Source organism: Nocardia sp. NPDC019219 (assembly GCF_040632645.1).
In the GTDB taxonomy this organism is placed as follows: Bacteria; Actinomycetota; Actinomycetes; order Mycobacteriales; family Mycobacteriaceae; genus Nocardia; species Nocardia sputorum.
In genome coordinates, this window is record NZ_JBEYCG010000021.1 from 1 (window position 1) to 22,538 (window position 22,538).

Below are 22,538 nucleotides of genomic sequence, written 5' to 3' on the forward strand. Positions count from 1 at the left end.
TACTAATCGGCCGAGGACTTACCAACAAAGGTTGCTACGCGTCCACTGTGCGGTATCTGAAACAACACACAGAGACTGCTGATGATCGACGGCATGATCCCGTGTTCGGGGTGGTGTGGTCGGGAGTTGGTGGTGTGGATAGTTTCATAGAGTTACGGCGGCCATAGCGGTGGGGAAACGCCCGGTCCCATTCCGAACCCGGAAGCTAAGCCTGCCAGCGCCGATGGTACTGCACTCGACAGGGTGTGGGAGAGTAGGACACCGCCGGAACATCCTTTCCGATAGGGGACCCAGTTACTGGGTCCCCTATCGGCATTTGAGCACCTGCTCGACAATTATCGTCGATGGCTGACGCCGTTCATTCGGACAATTACATGCCGTGCCGGCCCGCGGTGAGCGCGGTCGTCAATTCACGCGCCGCACTACGCGTCGCATCTACGAATTCCTCGCGTTCCACGCGCGTCGTCGCGGCGCGCAACGGTCCCAGCTGAATTTCGTAGGCCGCGGTGCCGCTCGCGTCGAAAACCGGTGCCGCCAGATAACTCAGCGGCAATATCTCGTCCGAATCCAGCTCCGCCCGGGTGAAAGGCCGGGACGTGAGCGCGGCGAGCTGGCGAAGCGCGCGCGTACGCAGATGCGGTCGCAGCAGTTCGGATCCGACCGCACCGAGCAGATCGGCGAGCAGATCGACCATGCCCGCGTCGTCGGCCCGTGGACGGAAAACCGCGACCCCCCGCTCCCGCACCAGCGCCAGCAGCGCACCGGCGATGCGCTGGTCCGCGTCGGTCGCGGTAGCCAGCCAAGTGTTCTGCTCCTGCGCGGACCGCCACGGCATCACGCTCGCACCGGCGGGGAACTGCAGCGGAATGCGATGCCCCACCGGGATTCCGGGCACGACCCGGTCGACGCCGTGCCGGACGTCGAGCACGGTGAGCCGGTCCGGCTCGATGCGGCTGAAGGTGGCGCCGTACCCGGTCCGCGCGGCCAGGCCGACGAGGAGCTCGCCCACCCCTTGGGGAAGCGCGGCGCCGTGCAGTCCGGCGAGCGCAGGCCCGATGCCGTAGCCACGAGCCGAATCACGGACGACCCACCCCGCCCCGTCCAGTTCGGCGAGGATGGCGGTCGCGGTCGCGCGGGCGATGCCGAGCCGCTCGGCGATGCCGGCGACGCTGATCGGCTCCCCTGACGTCGCCAGCAGCGACACGATGTCGACGACGCGCCGCGTGGGCGGCGACACGGATCGGTCCGGCATGGCGGCAACCCCTTGTCCCGGCTCGGGTGAGCGACTTACGATGACGAATATTACATCAGACACTGTCGAATATTCGACGGTCGACGGGTAGGGAGCCCGAATGATTCTGGATCGGTTCCGGATAGACGATCAGGTCGCGATAGTCACCGGCGCAGGGCGCGGCCTCGGCGCGGCCATCGCCGTCGCGTTCGCGGAGGCGGGCGCGGACGTCGTGATCGCCGCACGGACCAAGAGTCAGCTCGACGAGGTCGCCGAGCGCGTCGCCGCCGCCGGACGCCAGGCGCACGTGGTGCCTGCCGACCTGAGCGACGCCGAGGCGACGGCGGCGCTGGCCGCGGCGGCGGTCGACCGCTTCGGGCGACTCGACATCGTGGTCAACAACGTAGGCGGAGCGCTGCCGTGCCCGTTGCTGGACACGACGCCGCAGGCGCTGCGGGACGCGTTCGACTTCAATGTCACCAACGCGCACGCCCTCGTCCGGGCCGCGGTGCCGCGCATGCTCGAGACCGCCGGTGGCGGTTCGATTCTGAACATCACGTCCACGATGGGGCGGCTGCCGGGGCGCGCGTTCGCGGCATACGGCACCGCCAAGGCTGCGCTGGCCCACTACACCAAACTCGCCGCTCTCGACCTGAATCCGCGTATCCGGGTGAACGCGATCGCGCCCGGCTCCATCCTGACCTCCGCTCTGGAGATCGTCGCCGGAAATGACGCCATGCGTGCCGAATTGGAGTCGAAGACGCCGCTGCACCACATCGGAGAACCCGAGGACATCGCCGCGGCCGCGCTCTACCTGGTGTCGCCCGCGGGCAAATACCTCACCGGCAAGATTCTCGAGCCCGACGGCGGCTTGATCATCCCGAATCTCGACCTCCCGATCCCGGATCTGTGACATGACATATCGCGTAGTGCACTGGGGCACCGGCAATGTGGGCAGGCATGCCTTGGCCGGCGTCATCGCCCATCCCGAATTGGAGCTGACCGGCGTGTGGGTCTCGGGCCCAGCCAAAGACGGAAAGGACGCGGGAACCCTCGCAGGACTCGATCCGGTCGGGGTCACCGCGACGACCGACGCCGACGCGTTGCTCGCGGCGCGCCCGGACTGCGTCGTCTATTGCTCGATGACCGACAACCGGCTCTTCGAGGCCGTGCAGGACCTCCAGCGCATCCTGGCCGCCGGAATCAATGTCGTCGCCTGCGCGCCGGTGTTCTTCCAGTACCCCTACGGCGTGCTGCCCGACGACCTGCTGAAGCCGGTGCAGGAGGCGGCCGCGCAAGGGAATTCGTCGCTGTGGGTGAACGGCATCGACCCGGGTTTCGCCAACGACCTGCTGCCGCTCGCACTCGCGGGGACGTGTCTGCGCATCGACGAAGTGCGCTGCCTGGAGATCGTGGACTACGCCAGCTACGACAACCGGGAGGTCATGTTCGACATCATGGGCTTCGGCAAGCCCCTCGACGAGATCCCCATGTTGTTGCAGCCCGGGGTGCTCTCCCTCGCCTGGGGCGGCACGGTCCGCCAGCTCGCGGCGGGGATCGGGGTCACCCTGGATGCGGTCACCGAGACCTACGAGCGGGTCCCGGCGCCGGAGTCGTTCGACATCGCGACCGGGCACATCGCCGAGGGAACCGCGGCGGCATTGCGTTTCGAAGTGCGGGGCATGGTCGGCGATGTGCCCGTCACGGTGCTCGAGCACGTGACGCGGTTGCGCCAGGACCTGTGCCCGGAGTGGCCGCAGCCCGCGCACCCCGAGGGGTCCTACCGGGTCGAGATCACCGGCGAGCCCAGCTACGCGATGGACCTGGTGACGTCGAGCCGCAACGGAGACCACAACCACGCGACCCTGCTGGCGACCGGTATGCGCATCGTCAACGCGGTCCCCGCGGTGGTCGCCGCTCCCGCCGGAATTCTCACCGCGCTCGATCTGCCGCTGATCACCGCACCCGCGCAACGGCCCGGTCGGTGAACCGACCGCGCCCCGATGGCGTGGGTACCAGATCGGCGCTCATCAGCGACCGATTCGTGTGGGTACACGTTCCGAACGATCCGCGGCCCGTGCGGGGGGCCGGAGGGGAGTCGGCTCGGTGTGCTGACAGTGCGTGCTCGGCGTTCCGGTGGTCGTCACGCCCCCGCCCTGTTCTGGCCGGGCGTGCGGCCGCGACGGACTATCCGGACCGCAGCGCCGACAACGCCCGTTCGACGTCCTCGGCGCTGTTGTAGAGGTGGAAGGCGAAGCGCAGACCGCCGCCGCGCGCCGAGGCGATCACCTCGGCTTGCTCGAGGCGGGGCGCCAGGTCCGCCGCGCCCGGGACGGAGACGATCGGGGAGCGCGCCGAGACGGGTTCGAAACCCAATTCGCGCAGTCCGTCGCGGAATCGGTCGGCGAGTTCGAGGTCGTGCGCGCCGATCTTGTCGACCGTCAGTTCCTCGATCAGCGACAGTCCTCGCAGCGCCGCCACGACGCCGAGCCAATCGGGTGTGGTGTCGAAGCGGCGGGCTGTGGTGGGCAACGCGGTGGGGTGGTACAGCTCGGCCCAGCGGTCCTCGGCGGCGTACCAGCTGGACCCGATCGGACGCAGCAGTGGAACGAACTCGCGCGGCGTGGCGAGGAACGCGACACTGCGCGCGCCGATGAGCCATTTGAAGGTGGCGCAGACCCAATAGTCCGCGTCGGCGAAGCGCAGGGGCAGCCAGCCCGCGGCCTGGGTGGCGTCCACGAGCAGGCGCGCGCCGTTGGCCCGGGTGACCGCGCGTAGTTCGGCCAGATCGGTGACGCGGCCGTCCGCGGATTGGACCACGCTCACCGCTACCAGCGCCGTCTCCGGGCGCACCTGCGCGGCCAGTTCCGCCAACGGAACGAAGCGCACGACGAGGTCGTCCCGGTAGACGAAAGGCATGGAGACCGAGGCGAATTCGCCTTCCGGCAACAGGACCTCCGCGCCGGACGGCAATGCGTTGGCCACGGGGGCGATCAGGCCCGCCACGCCGCTTCCGAGCGCGATGTCGTCGGCGGTCGCGCCATCGAGCAGGCGGGCGAATCCGGCGCGGAGGGCCGGTGCCAGTCGATCCACCTCGGATGTCGGCGCGCCGCGGCCGGACGCCCAGCTCGCACTCGCGTCGCGCACCGCGGCCAGGGCCCGGGCGGACGGCAGGCCGAAGGAAGCGGTGTTCAGGTAGGTGGTCTCGGGCGTGAATTCGTCAGGCGCTAGGGAGGGCATGGTCGCAGCATCCGCCGGGCCGCGCCGGATCGTCCAGCGCCACCGGGCCGATAGTGGACCGATTTCGGGCCCGACGCCCCGCGATCACGTCTCCGGCGTCCACATGTTCGACAGCAATTTGAAGCTGGGGGTGTCCGCCAGCGACTGCATGGACTCGTAGATGCGGCGGTACCCGGTGGACGCGATACGCCAATCGCCGTCGGCGTCACGGCGGTAGGTGTCGGTGTAGTATCCGGCCCCACGAATCAGCACCCCGTATTCGGTCGCGAGCACGGTGTCCTCGAAGGCCCACGACCCCGTGGCCGTGTCGCCCTCGACGCGTATCTCCGGGTGGTTGGCGATGTGGACCGTGACGAGTGTGGGACCGAGATTCTCCCGCATGAACGCGGTGATGGCGTCGCGCCCGTCCAGGTGCAGCGGCTCGCCCATGGCGTGGGTGCCGTAGCGTCCCCGAGCGTCGACGGCGAGGGTGTCGGCGAACTCGTCCCACGCTTTGAGGTCGAGTGTCCGGAAGTACCGGTACTTGAGCTGGCGGACGGCTTCGATGGCGTCGAGATCCATTGATAGAGCCTGGCACGCCCGGCGGCGACATACAAGAACGTGTTCTACTTTCGGCCTGGCCCGGTGATCCGAGCGGGTGGCGGGCAGGCGCGGCTGTCCGACCGGAGCCCTCGGTGAGTGTCGAACCGGCTCGACCGGGTACCCGGAGGACGGGCGCCGACGTGCGGCCACGACGGCGCCCGGGTACCGATCTCGTCACGACCAGGGGAATCTGCGATGACCGACCGTCCCGCCACCCACGAGCCGAATCAGGAAACAGCACTCGACCAGGAACTCGCCTTGAAAGCGGCGGCCCAGCGCTTGGAGAACGAATTCGACGGCGTGGCAAGCGAAGCCGCGATCGAGGACCATCTGCAGTCGTCGTACGACCATGTCGCCGACAACGCCACCATCGCGAACTTCTTGCCGCTGCTGGCCGAGCGGTACACCCGCGAGTGGCTGGCCGGCCTCGCGGATTCCGCGCACGGGTCCGCGTAGCGACCTCTAAGCTCTACGCGAGCAAGCGTGGAGGTTGGAATTGACGGTCGAGGTGATGACCGATCCCGAGCCGGGGGAGTTATCCACCGGATCCGGACAGGCAACACGGCCGGGCCGGCCCCCGGCGTCGATGATCGAGCGGATGACGCTGATCCTGGAGGCGTTCGACGGCGCGACGCCTGCGCTCACCCTCATCGAACTGTCCGAGCGCACCGGGCTGCCGCGCTCCACCGTGCACCGCATCCTCGACCAGCTGATCCGGCTGCGCTGGCTGGCGCACGCCCCCGGCGGCTACCGGCTCGGCCTGCGCACGCTGGAGCTGGGTGGGCTCGCCGCCGACCACAACGAGATCCGGGACGCGGTGAGCCCGCTCCTGCACGACGTGTGCCAGCAGACCGGAATGGTCGGCCATCTCGGCGTGCTGGATGGGCGCGACGTGCTGTATCTGGACAAGGTGGGCGGCCGGGTCGCCGCGAGCGTGCCCACGCGGCTCGGCGGCCGGATGCCCGCGCACAGCACGGCGCTCGGCAAAGCGCTGCTGGCCACGTTGGACCCGAGCGTCGTGGAGGCGTCCTTCCGGGATCGCCTGCCGCAGCTGACCGCGCGCACGCTCGCCGACCGGGCCGAACTGCATCGCGAACTCGGCCGCATCCGTAACCGCCAAGGCGTCGCCGTCGACAACGAGGAGTCCGTGCCCGGTCTCGCGTGCGTGGCCGTGCCGATCCGCGGACGTGGCGTGGCGGTCGCCGCGGTGTCGCTGTCGGGCCGGGCCGGTGCCGATCGTGTGGTGCCGGACACCGCGCGGCTGGCCCGCGCGCTGGCCGAGGTCGCTCAGGAGGCGGGACGAAACCTCTTCCCTCGGCAGGCGCGCCGACGTTGACGTGAAGAATTTCCGTTCGCGCTGCGCGCGAGCGGCCGGGCTGCTTTCCTGATGAGGTCAGGATGGACAGTCGGCGAGCCGGAGTCGGGGAAGCGATGCACCGGGTACCGATCCGAGAGCGGCCATTCCGTTCCGAATGGCTATGGTTTGCGGCAGGCGTGCTGGCCACCGTCGCGGTGGTCGTCTGGCTGGTGCGGCCGTCCGCGCCTACCTGCGGTGCGGCCAACCCGCTTCCCCAGGCGCCCGCGCCGTCCCGATTACCGGTTTCCGTCGTGACTTTCGCGCCTCTCGGGCCGGACACGTCGGCCGAGGCACGTTATTTCGTGTTCGGCGCCCAGGTGTCGTGTTCCTTCCGCGAGCTGGCGGCGGATGGCTACTACGCGGGGCTGTCGACTCCCGACTACGGCCGCGCCGACCTCTGCGGCGCGTATCTGGACATCACGGGTCCGCGCGGGACGGTCCGGGCGCTGGTGGTCGAACACTGCCCGGCCTGCGCTCCGGGACAACTGGCTCTGAGCGCGGCGGCGTTCGAGCGGATCGCCGATCCGCACGACGGGGTGGCGCGGGTCGGTTACCGCCTGGTCCGCGATCCGCAGCCGGCGCAGGAGCTGACTTACGAGGTGCAGCCGGATTCGTCCGCGTCCTGGTTCGGCATCCTGTTCGGCGGCACGGGCAATCCGTTGCGCGAGGCGGCTGTCCGCCCCGCGGGGGGTGGGCCATGGCGACCGCTCGCCCGACGGGCCGACAACTACTGGACCCTCTCCGGCGTCGGGCGGGGCCCGTTCACCGCGCGGGTGACGGATGTCTTCGGCAACGAGGCCGAGATCACCGGGGTGCAGGTCGAGCCGGGCCGGTACGCGGCGGGTACCCGGCTCTACTCCGGCGCTCCGTCGTTCACGTCGTCGCCGTCGCTCGTCACCGCGACGGAGCCCGCCACCGTCGCGTCGGGGTGCAGGCGGTAGCGATCAGCTCCGTTTCGCGGCCAGCGCACGCCCGGCCGCCCGGCCGGAGAAGATACACCCGCCGAGGAAGGTGCCCTCCAGCGCGTTGTACCCGTGCACGCCGCCGCCACCGAATCCGGCGACCTCGCCCGCGGCGTACAGGCCGGGGAACGGCGTGCCGTCCGGCCGGATGACTTGGGAGTTCAGGTCGGTCTGCAAGCCGCCCAGCGTCTTGCGGGTGAGGATGTTGAGTCGCACGGCGATGAGCGGGCCCGCGTCCGGATCGAGGATCCGGTGCGGTTTGGCGACCCGGCCCGCCTTGTCGCCGAAATACCGGCGCGCGTTGTCGATCGCCATCAGCTGGCTGTCCTTGCTGTACTTGTTCGCGAGTTCCCGGTCGCGCGCGACGATCTGGCGTTCCAGGTCGTCGTAGTCCAGCTCCGGCCCGCGCGCGATCTTGTTCATGCCCGCGACGAGTTCCCGCAGCGTGTCCGCCACCACGAAATCGACGCCGTGCTGTTTGAACGCTTCGACCGGCCCCGGCGCGCCCTTGGCGACGCGGCTTTTCAGGGTGAGCTTGAGGTCCTTGCCGGTGATGTCCGGGTTCTGCTCGGAGCCCGACAGCGCGAATTCCTTCTCGATGATCGACTGCGTGAGCACGAACCAGGAGTAGTCGTAGCCGGTCTTCAGGATCTCCTTCATCGTCGTGTTGGTGTCGAATCCGGGGAAACACGGTGCGGGCAGGCGCTTTCCGTTCGCGTCGAACCACATCGAGGACGGCCCGGGGATGATCCGGATGGCATGGTCGGGCCAGATCGGATCCCAGTTGACGATGCCCTCGGTGTAGTGCCACATGCGGTCCCGGTTGACGATGGCGCCGCCCGCGGCCTCGGTGATGGCGAGCATCCGGCCGTCGACGTGCGCGGGCACGCCGGAGATCATGGTCTGCGGGCACGGACCGAGCCGTTCGGTGGGCCAGTTGCGGCGGATCAGCTCGTGGTTGTGGCCGATGCCGCCGGAGGCCACGATGACGGCCTGGGCACGGTATTCGAACTCGCCGACGACGGTCCGGGACGACGTGCGTCCACGGTCGAGGTCGGTGTCCTCGAGCACGACGCCGCGCACGCCGACCACCGCGTCGTCTTCCACGATCAGTTCGTCCACCCGGTGGCGGAACCCGAAATGGACCAGTCCGCGCCGTTCACCTTCCAGAACCGGCTCGGCGAAGACCCGGACCACTTCGGGTCCGGTGCCCCAGGTGAGGTGGAAACGCGGCACCGAGTTGCCGTGTCCGTCGGCGCGGTCGCCGCCGCGTTCGGCCCAACCGACCAGCGGCGTCACCCGCAAGCCGAGCTCGCGCAGGTACTCGCGCTTCTCGGTGGCCGCGAACCGCACATATGCCTGCGCCCACTGCCGGGCCCACTTGTCCTCGTCGTCGCGGTCGAACCCGGCCGAGCCGAGCCAGTCCTGCAGGGCCAGTTCGTAGGAGTCCTTGATGCCCAGGCGCCGCTGCTCCGGGCTGTCGACGAAGAAGAGGCCGCCCAGCGACCAGAACGCCTGGCCGCCCAGATTGTTGCGGTTCTCCTGGTCCAGTACGTGCACGGTGCGGCCGGCCTTGACCAGTTCGTGCGTGGCGACCAGGCCGGCCAGCCCGGCGCCGACGACGAGGACGTCCGCCTCGGGGCTGCTGTGGGACATGTTCATCCTTCGGTTGCGGTGCTGTAGGCCAGCACGACGTGGTGGAAGAGTTCGGTGCGGCGCTCGCGCACGGCGGGGCTGTCCGGCTCCATGAGGACCTGCACGCTGGTGCCGTCGTGGACGGCGATGAGCGCTTGGCCGAACGCCTCCGGGTCCGGCACGGTGCGGCCGCCGCGCGCGAGCGCCGCGACGATGGTGGGCATGAGCGCCGCGACGATGGCCTCCTCGCGGGCGGCCATCACCCGGCGCAGCGCGGGGGTGCGCAGCGCGTGGGCGGTGAATTCGGCGGTGATCCGGTACCAGCCCTCGTCGACCGGGACCGCCCGTTCCAGTCGCCGGACCGCGCTGCGGACGTCCTCGGCGCCGTCGGCCGCGATGTCGTCGAGGATGGCGCTCGCCTGGGTGAGCATCGCCGTCGAACGCTGCTCCCACATGGCCAGGAACAGCTCGTCCAGCGAGCTGAAGTTCGAGTAGAACGCCCCGCGGGTGAATCCGGCGCGCTCGCACACCCGCTCCACGGTGGCGCGCCCGAAGCCTTCTTCGGCGAACGCCTCGTAGGCGGCGGTCAGCAGCCGGTTCCTGGTCTCGGCACGACGGCGGGTGACCCGGGCGGGCGCGGCCTGCGCGGCATCGTGTGCCAAGGGGCGCCTCCTCGGTTCGCCTCGATCATTTCCGGATACAGAAATGTACTGGATACAGAAACGTATCAGAACGCGGTGCGCGGCGTGGCCGAAATGACCGAGTAGGGTGATCCCGGCACACACGACGCGATCGGGATGCCCGGTGCGTGTCGATCCGACCGGTGCGAGGTGATCCGACGATGAGCGAGATCCGCGGCGGTGGTAATTCGATGCGGTGCTGGCGGGTGCGCAGGCCGGGCCCGATCGACGGCGGGCCGCTGGACGCGGAGCGCGCACCGGTCCCGGAACCCGGCCCCGGCGAGTTGACCGTGCGTGTCCTCGCCTGCGGCGTGTGCCGGACCGACTTGCACGTGGCCGAAGGCGATCTTCCGGTGCATCGCGCCGGGGTGGTGCCGGGACACGAGGTCGTCGGTGCGGTCGTCGCGATCGGCCAGGGTGCGGAGGGGGCGGGTTTCGGGGTAGGGGACCGGGTGGGCATCGCCTGGCTCCGGCACACGTGCGGGCAGTGCAAGTTCTGCCTGCGCGGAGCGGAGAACCTCTGCCCGTACTCGGCCTACACCGGTTGGGACGCCGACGGCGGCTACGCCGAATTCGCCTGTGTGCCAGCGGCGTACGCGCTACGCCTGCCCACCGGTTACGCCGATGCCGACACCGCTCCGCTGCTGTGCGCGGGCATCATCGGGTACCGGGCGCTGCTGCGGGCTTCCGTGCCGCCGGGCGGGCGGCTGGGGATCTACGGCTTCGGCGGCAGCGCCCACATCGCCGCCCAGGTAGCCGCAGCCCGCGGAGCGGAAGTCCACGTGATGACCCGGGATCCGGCGGCGCGCGAACTCGCGACCGCGCTCGGTGCCGCCTCGGTGCAGGGCGCGGTGGATCCGCCTCCGGTACTGCTGGATTCGGCGATCCTGTTCGCACCGGTCGGTGACCTCGTGCCGCCCGCCCTGGCGGCCCTCGATCGCGGCGGAATCCTGGCCGTCGCCGGTATTCATCTCAGCGACATTCCCGCGCTGAACTACCAGCGGCACCTGTTCCAGGAGCGGGAGATTCGCTCGGTGACCGCCAATACCCGCGCGGACGCCCGCGAATTCCTGGCTTTCGCCGGGGAGCACCGAATACATCTGACCACGCACGGGTATTCCCTGGACATGGCCGATCGTGCGCTGGCCGATCTCGCGCACGGACGATTTGCCGGCGCGGCGGTTCTCCTGCCGTAGAACACGATTCGGCGCTGACTCCGTATCGGTCGGATGGAGTTCCTTGACGGCCCTCGGAGCCGTTCTTACCTTCGCGGATATAGCCGAGAATTGTCACTGACAAGTGTCGCTCGGCTGTCTCACAACGGCGTGAGTAGGTGAGTACGATGGCCAACCGGAAGGTAATTCACTTCGAAAAGTGGCGTGTAGTAAGGGCATTCGCCGTGCTACTGCTCGTCGCGGGATTCGGGGCGGCGACGGGGTTGAACGCATGGGCGACGTCCTGTGCGGCAGTCGACGTCGTCGTCGCCAGAGGCACCCATGAACCCGGGTACCTGGGTTCGGTGGTGGGCGATCCGCTGTACGACGCGCTGTGGCAGGCGCTTCCGGTCGATTCGCAGGCCTACCGGGTGGACTATCCGGCCGATCTGCTCGATCCGTCCTCGATCAGCCGCGGCACCCAGGACATGACCGCTCATGTGCTGTGGCAAGCGGCGAGGTGCCCGGACCAGCGGTTCATCCTGGTCGGCTTTTCGCAGGGAGCCATCGTGACGCACGGGGTGCTCGGCACCGGCATCGTCACCGCGCTCGGTGGCATGTACACCTTGCCCGCCGATCTGTCCTCCCGGGTGGCCGCGGTGCTGTTGTTCGGTGACCCGATCCGGCTGATCGGCTGGAATGTGCCGGACCATTACGCCTGGCGAACCGGAAACTACTGCGCGAGCGGCGATCCCGTCTGCGAAGGCGGCATCCGACCGGCCGCGCACACGGACTACCGGTGGGCCATGTGGCCCGCGGTGGAGTTCACGGTGAACCGGGTGTGAGGTCGCGAGACCGGGAAACCCAGGGGTGGGCCGACAGTTCGGCCCACCCCTGGTCGTGCGCAGCTACCACTGCAAGCCCGGGACGACGCGGGCGATGCGCGCTGCGGGCGTGGGCAGCGCCATGAGCGGCATGATCACCGGGGCCAGAACGGACAACGGGCCGCCCGGCGCCGGAGCCGGGGCGGGCGACGAATCGGCCGGACGACGCTCCGAATCGGCGCGCGCCGCGTGCGACTCCCCGAACAGCCGGAAGCCCTGGTGCATGATCTGACGCTTCACCGACGGCATCAGCAGTTCCACCGCCTGGGCGAAGGTGCCGACCGGCGTGTCGATGCGATGCGGCCGGTCTTCGAGCGCGCGCACCACGATCGCGGCGGCCTGCTCCGGATCGGGCACCGGAAGCGAGCGGTACAGGTCGGTCGGGGCGATCATCGGGGTCCGCACCAGCGGCATCCGCACCGAGGTGAAGGTGATTCCGGCATCCCGGTTCTCCACCGCCGCGATCTCGCTGAAGTTGTCCAGCGCCGACTTGCTGGCCACATACGCCGCGAACCGGGGCACCTTCGTCTGCACCGCGATCGAGGAGATGTTGACCACGTGGCCGAATCGGTTCGCCCGCATCGACGGCAGCAATCCGAGGATGAGCCGCACGGCGCCGAAGTAGTTGACCGCCATGGTGCGCTCGAAATCGTGCATGCGGTCGGTCGAGTTGAGCACGGAGCGACGGATCGAACGGCCGGCGTTGTTCACCAGGTAGTCGACGCGACCGTGGTCGTCGAGGACGCACTGCACGAGCTTCTCGACCGCTTCGGAGTCGGTGATGTCGCACGGATAGGTATGCGCGACACCGCCTTCCGCGCGCACGGCCTCGGCGGCGGCCGCCAGGTCGTCGTGACCGCGGGCCACCATCAGAACGGTGGCGCCGCGCCGGGCGACGGCGTGCGCGGTGGCCAGCCCGATGCCGGAGGACGCTCCGGTGATCAGCACGACCCGGCCGGCGAGCGGGTCGCCGGTGACGGACACTCGTCCGCGCTGCGGGTCGAGGTGGTCGCGCCAGTACTGCCACAGCCGCTCGGCGTAGCTGTCGAACGACGGCACGGTCAGCCCGGTGCCGCGCAGCTGGGCGCGGGTGGAGTCGCTGATGAACTCTGCGGAGAACGAGGTGTGCGGAGCGACCTCGGCCGGGATGCCCACCTGTTCGAGCAGGAAATCGCGCACGGAGGTCACCCCAGGCAGGTGCGCGAGGCCGCTGAGCGCGAGCCCGCTGCCGGGCACCGTGCCCACGCCGGTCGGCGCGCCCGCCGCGGCGGCGAGCGCGCGGTACACCTCGCCGAACGGCTGTGGCTCCGGGTTGACCAGGTGGAAAGTGCGTCCGTTCAGGCCGGGTCGGCGGATGAGTTCCACCATGGCGGCCGAAACATAGTCGACGGGAACGATATTCGTGGCGCCGAGATCGGGCAGCGGCAAGGGCAGATCCGACGGCAGCGCGGCGAGCTTCGCGATCGCACCGAAGAAGTAGTACGGCCCGTCGACCTTGTCCATCTCGCCGGTGCGGGAATCGCCCACGATGATCGCGGGCCGGTACACCCGCCAGCGCACGCCGCGCGACTCGCGGACGAGCTTCTCGGCGGCGAACTTGGTGCGGTGATACGGCGAGGTCAGCCGCTGCCCGAGGTCGAAGTCCTCCTCGAAGAACTTGCCTTTGTGGTCGCCCGCCACCGCCACGGAGGAGACGTGGTGCAGCACCGCGCCGACCTCGCGGGCCAGGGCCAGCACCGAGCGGGTGCCGCTGACGTTCGCCGCGTGCGCGGTGTCCTCGTCGGCCGTCATGTCGTAGACGGCGCCCAGATGGACGATGTGGTCGGCCTGCGGCGGCTCGCACGCCAGCCCGAGGCCCTCGGCGGTGAGATCGCCGATCAGCGCGAAGACCCGTTCGGCGCCGCGCCAGCCCGCCGCGATGTCGGTGAATTTCGCCAGCGACGTCTCGCGCACCAGCACATGGACGATCGCGTCCGCGTCGCGATCCAGCAGGTCCTGCACGACCCGCCTGCCCAAGAATCCGGTTCCGCCCGTCACGATGTAAGTGGCCATCGCATACTCCTGCTGTTCACTCGAACCTGTTGTCGCACAAGTCATCCGGCATGCGGCAATGGATGCGGACAGCGTGATTCGGCCCCCAGCGACAGACGTCGGGCCGAAAGTAGGAACACCTTCGTCCTGACTTATTACTGAACAGTAACCGACCGTGCGTGGGCCCGGCAAGCGATCATGACCCGTTCGGGCTGTGGGGCTGGTCACCGTCTGTGCAGGTCAAACGGTATGTGTTACAAAGATTTCCAGTTACCCGCGTTCTGGTCGGGTGTCCAGCAACTTGGCAGCGTCCGGTCTCGCTACTTCTTCTCGACCCGGGCGGGCGGCGCCTGCAGCGGGGGCTTGTCGCGCAAGAACGCCTCGAAGGCGTCCAGGTCGGTCGGGCCCACCGCAGTATCGGCGCCCTCGGTGAACACGGTGAATCCGTCGCCGCCCGAAGCCAGGAAGTTGTTGGTCGTCACGCGATACGTGGCGACCGGATTCAGCGGCTGACCTGCGATGCGGACGCTGTCGGCGATCACCTTCGCGCCCGTGGGGGCGGTGTCGGAGTAGGCGTAGCTGATGCCCGCGAGAGACAGGATCGTCGGTTTGCCCGCGGCGATGGTCCACTGCTGTTCCAGCAGGCGCAGGATCTGGCTGCCGGTCAGGGTGAGCGTGACGACCTGGTTGCCGAACGGTTGAACGGTGAACAGGTCGCCGTAGGTGATCGGCCCCTGTTTCAGATCGGCGCGCACGCCGCCGGGGTTCATGAAGGCGGCGACGGCGGCGGCCGGGCCCGCGGTGACCGACAGCATGGAATCGGCGATCACGTCTCCCAGCGGTGAGGTGCCCGCCGGGCCGGGATCGTGCGGCAGGGCGTTCGCGGTCGCGCCGACGACGCGGCCCGCGCGCGGCCGCGATTGCTCGGTGTAGAAGTCGATCAGCGCGGTCGTCGGGGCGTCCGGCGTCACCTCGCGGGTCACGACGCGATTGACCGCCGACGCCTGCACGCCGTCGCCACCGAAACGCAGCGTGACGTCGGTGATGAGCCGTCCATACGAGGATGCCTGGGTGATCACCTTGCCCGCGACGGTGCACACATAGGGCTGATGGCTGTGCGCGGTGAACACCGCCCGGACGGCGGGGTCGATCCGCTCGGCCAGCCCCGTCACGTTCGGCGTGACGTTCGCGCATCCGTTGTAGTCCACCGGCGCGCCCCGCTCGGGCCGCTGGGAGCCGCCGTCGTGCACCAGTGCCACGATCGCTTCCGCGCCGGCCGCCTTCAATTCCGGCACATGGCGATTGATCGCGGCGGCTTGGTCACCGAAGAGATAGCCCCGGATGCCTTCGGGCAGCACGATATTCGCGGTGTCGGGCGTGACCGTGCCGACCACGCCGATCCGGTGCCCGCCCACTTCCAGCATCGTCCACGGGCGCAGCGCGGGCGGCAAGTTGCCCTGCGCGTCGGTGACGTTGGCCGCCAGATAGGGGAATTTCGCGCCGGCGAACGGGGCGCCGGGCGAACATCCGTCGACCGCGCATCCGCCTTGTTGCAGGCGTGCCAATTCCACTACGCCGTCGTCGAATTCGTGATTGCCGACCGCGGATGCGGCGACTCCGACATTATCGAGAAAGGTGATCGTCGGCTCGTCGTGGAACAGGCTGGAGATCAACGGGCTGGCCCCGATGTTGTCCCCCGCCGCGAGCACGGCGCTGGCGGGATAGGCGGCCTTCAGTCGTGCCAGATGAGTGGCGAGATACGCGGCTCCGCCCGCGTCGTAATTGGCGATCTTGCCGTTGGACCCGCTCGGCGGCTGCAGGTTTCCGTGCAGATCGTTGAAGCCGAACAGGTGCACTTCGTCCGGTTGCGCCGGACGCAGGTCGTTCGTCGAGATCAAGGGCACGATCCGGGCCGCGGTCGATGAGCCGGGTCCGGTGCCGGGATCGGACGTCGTGCCGCAACCTCCCACCAGCCCGGCACCGACGAGACCGGCAAGAACCACGGCGATGCGACGGCGCGCTCTCATACCATGACTGTCCCATGTCCGCGGCGCTCGCGCACGACGGCCGAAATGCCGCGTGCGGCAGGCGATGCGTGGTGTTCGATCCGGCTATTGCGCGGCGGGGAATTCCTCGGCCAGTTCCTCGAAGACCGCGGTGTTCATCGTGAAGGCGCGCTTGCCTTCGTCGAGCACGCGGCGGCGCTCCAGATCGTCGAGCGGCAGCCGATCGAGCAGGCCGCGGTATTCCCGCTTGAAAGCCGCGGGGTTGCCGACGCCGTCGAAGACGTAGAAGCGGACGCCGTCGCCGCGATGCGGCAGGTTCCACAGCTTCTCGGCGGTGCCGCGGATGACCTGCCCGCCGGAGAGGTCTCCGAGGTAGCGGGTGTAGTGGTGGGCGATGTACCCGGCCGGCCAGTCGCGCGCGCACTCGTCGATGCGGTCGGCGTAGGCCGCGGTGGCTGGCAGCGGTTCCAGTCCGGCGCGCCAGTCCGGACCGAGCAGATGCGCGAGATCGCGCTCGAGTTCGGCGGTGCGGGCGAGTTCGGGCCGGATGAACGGCCCGGCGACCGGGTCGTCGGACAACGTTTCCCAGCGCTGTTCGAGAGCGCGGTAGATGAACCACAGCTGACCGGTGTAGCGGTGATACGAGTCGACGCCGAGGGACCCGCCGAGCATCTCACTCATGAAGCGGGAGTTCTCCGCCTCCGCATGCTGTTGCGCGGTGGCGCTGCGGATCTGCGTCGAGAACGGCACTGCTTCCGACATGTCCGAACCACCTCACCTCACACCGGGGCCGCCACCGAGCGCGGCGCCCTGACCAGTCCGATAAGAGGTTACCGGGCGGCCGTGCGGCGCGCATGCGCCTCGCGGCTCAGTGGGCGGGCGACGATCGGCGGCGACGCCGGACGATCGGGCGGCGCAGGGATCCGAACCGGCGCAGGATCCGCGGCCTGCGCACGGTGCGGTCGCACCACTCGCCGAGGGTCACTCCGGCCGCCAGCGCGCAGCCGATGCCGAACGCCGACAGCAACTGGTTGCCTCCGATCAGCAGTTCGTCGTTGAGCAAGGCGTACAGCCCGCGATAGACCTTGAGCCCCGGCAGCAGCGGGGTGATGCCCGCGACGGCGACGACCAGCGGGGGAGTCAGCGCGCGGCGAGCCATGAGGCCACCGGCCAGGCCGACCAGCGTCGCGGCGGCGCCGGAGGAGATCACCGGGCCGAAACCCGCCTCCTGGACCAGGAGGAAGCAGATGATGCCCGCGGCGCCGCTGCCCGCGGCGGCGGCCAGCGCCCGGCGTTCGGCGTAGCAGGCGAGCGCGAACGCCAGGGCCGCCACCGCACCGGCCAGGATCTGCACCGGCAGGTCGGTGATGTCGCGGGCGGAGGTCAGATAGACCGGCGGCACCGTGGCGTCGAGGAGGTCGGCGATGCGCAGGGTGAGCGCGATGCCCGCGATGATGCCGCCGGTCATCATCATCACCTCGAGCATGCGGGCCGTGGCGGTGATGGGGGCGCCGGTGATCGCGTCCTGCACCGAGCCGACCAGTTGCAAGCCGCTGAGCAGGACGGTGATTCCGGCCGCGATGATCAGCGTGGGGTCGGCGTCGATCCCCAGGCGCGCGGCCAGGCTCGCCAGCACGATGGCCGGGATCGCCGCGATGGCGCCGCCCACCATGTGCTGGAAGAAGAACGGCAGCCCGTAGCGATTGAGGATGCGATTGGTGCGGTCGATCGCCGCGGTGGTCGCGAAACTGACCGCGGCCACCAGAGCGCCCGCGCCGAGCAGCGCGGCGATCGCCGCCGCCATCAGTGACCACGCGGCGGTGGCGGTCCACCGGTGATACGGGTGCGGCGCCGAGGTGATCGCGTCCAGTGCGGCGCGGGCCTGGTCCGGCGGGACCACCTCGTTGCGGATCCGGCGGGTCAGCCGGTCCACGGCGGCGAGCCGGGTGAAGTCCAGGGCGCGGTAGTGCACGATCCGCATGGTGCTGGCGGGCGGCAGCGCGGGTCCGCGGTCGGCCCAGATGCGAATGGCGTCGTAGGTGACGTCGATGCTGCAGCGGGACAGTCCGTAGGTGGCGGCGATGAAGCGCACCGTCGTGGTGGTGTCCACCACGCCGGTGCCGGAGGCGAGCACCACCTCGCCGACGCGCACCGCGAGCTCGAGGACTTCGGCGACCCTGGCGTCGTCGGTGAGGTCGATCGGCTGCAACGGCGTCGGCGCGGTGACGATGGTGTCCGCGGTCGCCTGCCGGTCGGCCACCAGCAGGCCGACGGCCTGGGTGACGACGGGAATGGGCCGGGCGCGCCGCAGGCGAAGCCCGCGACGCCAGCCGAGGTGGTCCACCCGTGCGGTGGTGACATCTCGAACGGAAGTTGCGTCAGGACTCATGGACGCGAACCTAGTCATCCGATGACTGCTCGGCATCCGCGCGGGTCGCGACGGGCGTGCCGGCTGCGCCGCGCCCTTGGTGGCGCGAAGGAATCGTGATAGAACTTGTTCTAATTTTGGCGATGGGAGCGCGTGCGGTGCGGTACGGAATCGTGTTGTTCACCAGCGATCGGGGCATCACCCCCGCGGATGCGGCGCTGGCCGCCGAACGTGCCGGATTCGACACGTTCTACGTGCCAGAGCACACTCACATCCCGGTGGTGCGGGCCGCGGCGCACCCGCGCACCGGCGATGCGAGCCTGCCCGACGACCGGTACCTGCGGACGCTCGACCCGTGGGTCGCGCTCGGGACCGCGGCGTCCGTGACCGAGCGCATCGGGTTGTCCACCGCGGTGGCACTGCCCGCCGAACACCATCCGATCACCTTGGCCAAGACCATCGCCTCGCTGGACCACCTGTCCGGCGGCCGGGTGAGTCTCGGTGTCGGATTCGGCTGGAACACCGACGAACTGGCCCACCACGGCGTGCCCGCGGGAAAGCGCAGGACGGTGCTGCGCGAGCATCTGGAGGCCATGCGGGTGCTGTGGACCGAAGAGGAAGCCGGTTTCGACGGCGAGTTCGTCACCTTCGGCGCCAGCTGGTCGTGGCCGAAGCCGGTGCAGAAACGCATTCCGGTGCTGCTCGGCGCGGCGGGCACCGAGAAGAATTTCATCTGGCTGGCGAAGCACGCCGACGGATGGATCACCACGCCGACCGAGGACGGCCTCGACGAGAAGCTCGCGCTGCTGCGCCGGATCTGGCGCGAGCACGGGCGCGCGGACAGTCCCGAGGTCGTCGCCCTCGCCGGTCGGCACGACGCGGCACAGCTGGCGCGCTGGGCCGAAGCCGGTGTCACCGAGGCGGTCTTCGGATTGCCCGATCGTCCCACCGAGGACGTGCGGGCCTACCTCGCGCGATTGGCCGGGAAGCTCGGGATCGAGCACAGCGGCTGACCCGTTCGGCGCGCCATCGGGTGCGGCGACGAATCGGGTGACCAGCGGACGCGCGAGCATGCCTGCTACGACCGGGCCGAGCTGCCCTCCGAACGAGAAGCGGCCCGCGCGAAGCGGATTCGCGCGGGCCGGAGGGCGGTGTCAGCGCAGGTCGCGTCTGCGGAAGGCGGTGACGCCGATGGCGAGCAGCAGTGCGGCGATCGCGAGCAGCCACAGCAGGGGCTGTGCCTGGAATTCGGCGCCGGGCACCTTCGGCGGGTGCACGAACGGCACCAGATCGACCACCCCCTGCGGCAGCCCGTCCAGGGAACCTACGAAGAAGATCACCACCATGGCGCTGAGCACGCCCCACGCGACCGGGGCGAACCGCGGTGCGACACCGTAGAGGGCGACCGCGATGCCCGTGACGACCCAGATCGCGGGCACCTGGACGGCGGCGGCGCCGATCGACTGGCCGAGTCTCGTGCCGACGTCGCCGCCGGTGGCGCCGTACACGATGCCGATCGCCACACCGGAGATCAGCAGTGCCGCGGCGGGGCCGAGCAGCGCGAAGCCGATGTGGCTGAGCGCGTAGCGGACGCGGCCGACAGCGCCGGACAGCGTGGCCTCGACCCGGGCGCTGGTCTCCTCGTCGTGCAGCCGCAGGGCGGCGGAGATCGAGTAGGCGGACGCGGCCGCGGCCAGCATCGTGATCGCGTAGGTGATGAACGACTGCTGCAACTGCTCGGAGCCGCCCATCCGGGTGACCATGTCCCGGATGGACGCGCTGCCGTCGAGCATGTCGCCGACGCTGTTCACCGCGCCGCCGATCAGCAGGCCGTACAGGGCGAAGCCGACCGTCCACGCCAGCAGGGTGCCGCGCTGCAATCGCCAGGCCAACCCGACCGGGCCGGACAGGAAGCCCGCCGCCGTGGGCGGCCCGGGACGCTCCGCGATGAGTCCGGAACCGACGTCGCGGTTACCGAGCAACGCGTACGCCAGCACGGTGCCTCCCACCGCGAGCGCGGCGAAGGGCAGCAGCACCCACCAGCGTTCCTCGGCGTACGGGCGGATCTGTAGCGACCATCCGATCGGCGAGAACCAGGACAGCACGCTGTTTCCGGCGTCGCCGACCGCACGCAGGGCGAAGGCCGCCCCGAGGGCGCCGAACGCCACGCCGCGCGCCACCCGCGCACCGGCGCTGACTTGCGCGGCGACCGCCGCGACGGCCGCCCAGACGAGGCCCGACGCGGCGAGCGCGGAGCCGAAGGCGATCGATCCCGCGAGAGGAAGATCGGTGCCATAGAGCGACAAGGCGCACACGACGCCGGCGAGCAACGCCCCCGCATAGGTCATGATCAGGGTGGCGGTGAGACCGGCGAAACGCCCGATGCTGGTGGCGCCCACCAGTTCCGCGCGCCCGGTCTCCTCCTCGACCCGGGTGTGCCGGATCACCGTGAGCACCGTGGCGATGGCGATCATGGTGTACATGGCGCCGGCTTTCCAGGTGCCGATCGAACCCAGAGCCGAACTGAACACGGGGCCGTACATGGCGATGAGCGCGGGGCTGTCGGCCGTCGTGCGCGCGAAGCTGTCCAGGGACGCTTGGTTGTCGTAGAGATCTTTGATGCTGACGACTTGGAACGCGGGCATGAGGCCGATGAGCAGCGTCCACAGCGGCAGCACGATCCGGTCGCGCCGCAGGTACAGCCGGAGCAATTGCCCGGTGCCCGCGAAGTCGCCGGATACGGCGAACGCCGGCGCCGCCGCGGCGCGGCCGGCGATGGCGGTGGTCATGCTCGCACCTTCTCCCCGGTGTCCGCGGCGGACTCGGCGCCGTGACCGTCGACGTGGTAGTGCCGCAGGAACAGTTCCTCGAGCGTCGGCGGCGTGCTGGTCAGGCTGCGCACGCCGGCGTCGCCGAGCACCCGGATCAGCTCGCCCAAGTGTTCGTTGTCGACCTGGCAGCGCAGCGTGTGGTCGTCGAGCTCGATGTCCTCCACGCCCGGGATGCGGCTCAGATCGCCCGCGTCGCCGGTCAATTCGGCCGTGATCGAGGTGCGCGACAGGTGGCGCAGGTCGGCCAGCGACCCGCTCTCCACCGTCCGCCCGGCGCGGATGATGGTCACCCGATCGCAGAGCACCTCGACCTCCGACAGGATGTGGCTCGACAGCAGGACGGTCGCGCCGCGCTCTTGCGCCTCTTGCACGCACTCCCGGAAGACCTGCTCCATCAACGGATCCAGGCCCGAGGTCGGCTCGTCGAGCAGCAGCAGCCGGGCGTCGGAGGCCAGCGCCGCGACCAGCGCGACCTTCTGGCGGTTGCCCTTGGAATAGGTGCGCGCCTTCTTGCGCGGGTCGAGGTCGAAGCGCTCGATCAGCTCGTCGCGCCGTTGCTCGTCGAGACCACCTCGCATCCGGGACAGCAGATCGATGGTCTCGCCACCCGACAGCGACGGCCACAGCGTGACATCGCCTGGCACATAGGCCAATTCGCGGTGCAGGGCGACCGCGTCCGCCCACGGGTCACGGCCGAACAGCCGGGCCTGCCCGCCGGTGGCGCGCAGAATCCCCAGCAGGACCCGGATGGTGGTGGACTTGCCCGCTCCGTTGGGGCCGAGGAAGCCGTGGATCTCGCCCTCGGCGACGGTGAGGTCGAGGCCGTCCAGAGCGTTGACGTGACCGAAAGTCTTGCGAAGATCGCGGACTTCGATGATGTCGGACATCACTTCTCCTTGGTGAATGTGTCCAAGATCGTGGGATCGGTGAACAGCCCTTGGGTGTAGAACTCCAGGGCCGGTGGGGTGAGTTCTTCGGTGAGCTCGCGGATCGCCTTGCGATAGTCGATCGTCTCGTCGCGGTGCTGGCGCATCTGTATGTACAGCATGGTCGCGCCGACGTTCAGCATCATCAGATAGCGGGCGCGTGCCGCCGGATCGCGGCTCGGCTTGATTCTGCCCGCCTCGACCGCCTTCTCGAGATAACCCTCGGCATCGGCGACCAGGTGCTCGAACAATGATTCCGCCATCGGTCCGCCCGCCTGCAGGCTGCGCACCATATAGGCGACCAGTGGCCCGTACGCCTCCACTTCGGCCAGGGCGTCGAGCATGCCCGCCTTCACCGACGACGCGGTGATCGCCTTGACCTTCTCGTCGCGGATCAACTGCAACACTCGGTCGTCGCAGGCGGCGCGCAGGCCGTCCTTGGAACCGAAGTGATGGTTGACCAGCCCGGGGGAGACGCCGGCGGCGGCGGCGATCTTGCGGACTCCGACCTGGAATCCGTGTTCGCCGAACACCTCGATCGCGGTATCGCGAATGCGCGCCGCGGTGGTCAGATCCTCGGCGGATCCTTGCGGAACGGGCTGTTGGTTAAACACATGTTCAGTATATTAAACACTCGTTCAGCGGTCGAGC

The 22,538-nt window shown here is 69.5% G+C and carries 20 protein-coding genes and 1 rRNA gene; 9 read left to right on the forward strand and 12 right to left on the reverse strand.

Annotation, left to right across the window (positions count from 1 at the left end):
• The first annotated feature begins 153 nt into the window (after positions 1 to 153).
• Positions 154 to 270, forward strand: a 5S ribosomal RNA gene (gene rrf / locus ABZ552_RS30040).
• Positions 271 to 370: 100 nt separating this feature from the next.
• On the opposite strand, the gene ABZ552_RS30045 is transcribed toward rrf, so the two are convergent.
• Positions 371 to 1,252, reverse strand: coding sequence for a helix-turn-helix domain-containing protein (locus ABZ552_RS30045; protein ID WP_357441353.1), 882 nt, complete (start codon positions 1,250 to 1,252; stop codon positions 371 to 373).
• A gap of 100 nt (positions 1,253 to 1,352) precedes the next feature.
• On the opposite strand from ABZ552_RS30045, the gene ABZ552_RS30050 reads away from it, so the two are divergent.
• Entirely contained in the window at positions 1,353 to 2,144 is a 792-nt protein-coding gene (locus ABZ552_RS30050; RefSeq protein WP_281873624.1) for an SDR family oxidoreductase, read from the forward strand.
• Between the two features lies 1 nt (position 2,145).
• Positions 2,146 to 3,219: a diacylglycerol kinase gene (locus ABZ552_RS30055; RefSeq protein ID WP_281918781.1), complete on the forward strand. Its 1,074-nt coding sequence runs from the start codon at positions 2,146 to 2,148 to the stop codon at positions 3,217 to 3,219.
• Positions 3,220 to 3,418: 199 nt separating this feature from the next.
• Here the strand turns inward: ABZ552_RS30055 and ABZ552_RS30060 are convergent, their stop codons facing one another.
• Positions 3,419 to 4,471, reverse strand: a complete 1,053-nt coding sequence (locus ABZ552_RS30060; protein WP_357441356.1) for an aminotransferase class V-fold PLP-dependent enzyme — start codon at positions 4,469 to 4,471, stop codon at positions 3,419 to 3,421.
• Between the two features lie 84 nt (positions 4,472 to 4,555).
• Complete coding sequence (locus tag ABZ552_RS30065; protein ID WP_281873621.1) at positions 4,556 to 5,032, reverse strand: nuclear transport factor 2 family protein; 477 nt, start codon at positions 5,030 to 5,032, stop codon at positions 4,556 to 4,558.
• A 216-nt stretch (positions 5,033 to 5,248) separates the two neighbouring features.
• On the opposite strand from ABZ552_RS30065, the gene ABZ552_RS30070 reads away from it, so the two are divergent.
• The 3 genes from ABZ552_RS30070 (at position 5,249) to ABZ552_RS30080 (ending at position 7,351) form a co-directional block, all read left to right on the forward strand.
• Entirely contained in the window at positions 5,249 to 5,509 is a 261-nt protein-coding gene (locus ABZ552_RS30070) for a three-helix bundle dimerization domain-containing protein (RefSeq protein WP_281873619.1), read from the forward strand.
• A 142-nt stretch (positions 5,510 to 5,651) separates the two neighbouring features.
• Positions 5,652 to 6,389 (forward strand): IclR family transcriptional regulator, encoded by a 738-nt coding sequence (locus ABZ552_RS30075; protein WP_350356332.1) that lies wholly within the window; start codon positions 5,652 to 5,654, stop codon positions 6,387 to 6,389.
• A gap of 158 nt (positions 6,390 to 6,547) precedes the next feature.
• Positions 6,548 to 7,351, forward strand: a complete 804-nt coding sequence (locus ABZ552_RS30080) for an expansin EXLX1 family cellulose-binding protein (protein WP_357441359.1) — start codon at positions 6,548 to 6,550, stop codon at positions 7,349 to 7,351.
• Between the two features lie 3 nt (positions 7,352 to 7,354).
• Here ABZ552_RS30080 and ABZ552_RS30085 read toward each other — a convergent pair whose 3' ends face one another.
• Together ABZ552_RS30085 and ABZ552_RS30090 are read right to left on the reverse strand one after the other, a co-directional pair.
• Positions 7,355 to 9,034: an FAD-binding dehydrogenase gene (locus ABZ552_RS30085; protein WP_357441361.1), complete on the reverse strand. Its 1,680-nt coding sequence runs from the start codon at positions 9,032 to 9,034 to the stop codon at positions 7,355 to 7,357.
• Positions 9,031 to 9,669, reverse strand: coding sequence for a TetR/AcrR family transcriptional regulator (locus ABZ552_RS30090; RefSeq protein WP_281873614.1), 639 nt, complete (start codon positions 9,667 to 9,669; stop codon positions 9,031 to 9,033). The genes ABZ552_RS30085 and ABZ552_RS30090 overlap by 4 nt, the downstream gene beginning before the upstream one ends.
• Before the next feature lie 209 nt (positions 9,670 to 9,878).
• On the opposite strand from ABZ552_RS30090, the gene ABZ552_RS30095 reads away from it, so the two are divergent.
• Complete coding sequence (locus ABZ552_RS30095) at positions 9,879 to 10,883, forward strand: zinc-binding alcohol dehydrogenase family protein (RefSeq protein ID WP_281881019.1); 1,005 nt, start codon at positions 9,879 to 9,881, stop codon at positions 10,881 to 10,883.
• Between the two features lie 203 nt (positions 10,884 to 11,086).
• A complete protein-coding gene (locus ABZ552_RS30100; RefSeq protein ID WP_281873612.1) occupies positions 11,087 to 11,686 on the forward strand; it encodes a cutinase family protein in 600 nt (199 codons plus the stop codon).
• 63 nt (positions 11,687 to 11,749) lie between these two features.
• Here the strand turns inward: ABZ552_RS30100 and ABZ552_RS30105 are convergent, their stop codons facing one another.
• From ABZ552_RS30105 to ABZ552_RS30120, 4 genes are all read right to left on the reverse strand, one after another.
• Positions 11,750 to 13,777 carry an SDR family oxidoreductase gene (locus ABZ552_RS30105; RefSeq protein WP_281873610.1) on the reverse strand — a complete coding sequence of 676 codons (2,028 nt, stop codon included), beginning with the start codon at positions 13,775 to 13,777 and terminating at the stop codon, positions 11,750 to 11,752.
• 299 nt (positions 13,778 to 14,076) lie between these two features.
• Complete coding sequence (locus ABZ552_RS30110) at positions 14,077 to 15,783, reverse strand: bifunctional metallophosphatase/5'-nucleotidase (protein WP_281873608.1); 1,707 nt, start codon at positions 15,781 to 15,783, stop codon at positions 14,077 to 14,079.
• Between the two features lie 84 nt (positions 15,784 to 15,867).
• Positions 15,868 to 16,524 (reverse strand): biliverdin-producing heme oxygenase, encoded by a 657-nt coding sequence (locus ABZ552_RS30115; protein ID WP_281873606.1) that lies wholly within the window; start codon positions 16,522 to 16,524, stop codon positions 15,868 to 15,870.
• A gap of 106 nt (positions 16,525 to 16,630) precedes the next feature.
• A complete protein-coding gene (locus ABZ552_RS30120; RefSeq protein ID WP_281881018.1) occupies positions 16,631 to 18,055 on the reverse strand; it encodes a threonine/serine exporter family protein in 1,425 nt (474 codons plus the stop codon).
• A gap of 233 nt (positions 18,056 to 18,288) precedes the next feature.
• Here ABZ552_RS30120 and ABZ552_RS30125 point away from each other — a divergent pair, with 233 nt between their 5' ends.
• The gene (locus tag ABZ552_RS30125; protein WP_281881017.1) at positions 18,289 to 19,143 is read left to right on the forward strand and encodes an LLM class F420-dependent oxidoreductase; all 855 of its coding nucleotides are present in this window, start codon (positions 18,289 to 18,291) and stop codon (positions 19,141 to 19,143) included.
• A 141-nt stretch (positions 19,144 to 19,284) separates the two neighbouring features.
• On the opposite strand, the gene ABZ552_RS30130 is transcribed toward ABZ552_RS30125, so the two are convergent.
• Genes ABZ552_RS30130 through ABZ552_RS30140 form a run of 3 tightly spaced genes read right to left on the reverse strand, consistent with a single transcriptional unit; the run spans position 19,285 to position 22,501 of the window.
• Complete coding sequence (locus ABZ552_RS30130; protein ID WP_281873604.1) at positions 19,285 to 20,919, reverse strand: ABC transporter permease; 1,635 nt, start codon at positions 20,917 to 20,919, stop codon at positions 19,285 to 19,287.
• On the reverse strand, positions 20,916 to 21,848 hold the full coding sequence (locus tag ABZ552_RS30135; RefSeq protein ID WP_281873602.1) for an ABC transporter ATP-binding protein: 933 nt from the start codon (positions 21,846 to 21,848) through the stop codon (positions 20,916 to 20,918). Before ABZ552_RS30135 ends, ABZ552_RS30130 begins: the two co-directional genes overlap by 4 nt.
• The gene (locus ABZ552_RS30140; protein ID WP_357441365.1) at positions 21,848 to 22,501 is read right to left on the reverse strand and encodes a TetR family transcriptional regulator; all 654 of its coding nucleotides are present in this window, start codon (positions 22,499 to 22,501) and stop codon (positions 21,848 to 21,850) included. The genes ABZ552_RS30135 and ABZ552_RS30140 overlap by 1 nt, the downstream gene beginning before the upstream one ends.
• Between the last annotated feature and the right edge of the window lie 37 nt (positions 22,502 to 22,538).

Bases quoted from the DNA above. Each gene is read 5' to 3' on its own strand.
- ABZ552_RS30105 (WP_281873610.1), bottom strand. From the start codon at position 13,777: ATGGCCACTTACATCGTGACGGGCGGAACCGGATTCTTGGGCAGGCGG.
- ABZ552_RS30110 (WP_281873608.1), bottom strand. From the start codon at position 15,783: ATGAGAGCGCGCCGTCGCATCGCCGTGGTTCTTGCCGGTCTCGTCGGT.
- ABZ552_RS30115 (WP_281873606.1), bottom strand. From the start codon at position 16,524: ATGTCGGAAGCAGTGCCGTTCTCGACGCAGATCCGCAGCGCCACCGCG.
- ABZ552_RS30095 (WP_281881019.1), top strand. From the start codon at position 9,879: ATGCGGTGCTGGCGGGTGCGCAGGCCGGGCCCGATCGACGGCGGGCCG.
- ABZ552_RS30055 (WP_281918781.1), top strand. From the start codon at position 2,146: ATGACATATCGCGTAGTGCACTGGGGCACCGGCAATGTGGGCAGGCAT.
- ABZ552_RS30045 (WP_357441353.1), bottom strand. From the start codon at position 1,252: ATGCCGGACCGATCCGTGTCGCCGCCCACGCGGCGCGTCGTCGACATC.
- ABZ552_RS30075 (WP_350356332.1), top strand. From the start codon at position 5,652: ATGACGCTGATCCTGGAGGCGTTCGACGGCGCGACGCCTGCGCTCACC.
- ABZ552_RS30060 (WP_357441356.1), bottom strand. From the start codon at position 4,471: ATGCCCTCCCTAGCGCCTGACGAATTCACGCCCGAGACCACCTACCTG.
- ABZ552_RS30130 (WP_281873604.1), bottom strand. From the start codon at position 20,919: ATGACCACCGCCATCGCCGGCCGCGCCGCGGCGGCGCCGGCGTTCGCC.
- ABZ552_RS30070 (WP_281873619.1), top strand. From the start codon at position 5,249: ATGACCGACCGTCCCGCCACCCACGAGCCGAATCAGGAAACAGCACTC.
- ABZ552_RS30135 (WP_281873602.1), bottom strand. From the start codon at position 21,848: ATGTCCGACATCATCGAAGTCCGCGATCTTCGCAAGACTTTCGGTCAC.
- ABZ552_RS30050 (WP_281873624.1), top strand. From the start codon at position 1,353: ATGATTCTGGATCGGTTCCGGATAGACGATCAGGTCGCGATAGTCACC.
- ABZ552_RS30085 (WP_357441361.1), bottom strand. From the start codon at position 9,034: ATGAACATGTCCCACAGCAGCCCCGAGGCGGACGTCCTCGTCGTCGGC.
- ABZ552_RS30065 (WP_281873621.1), bottom strand. From the start codon at position 5,032: ATGGATCTCGACGCCATCGAAGCCGTCCGCCAGCTCAAGTACCGGTAC.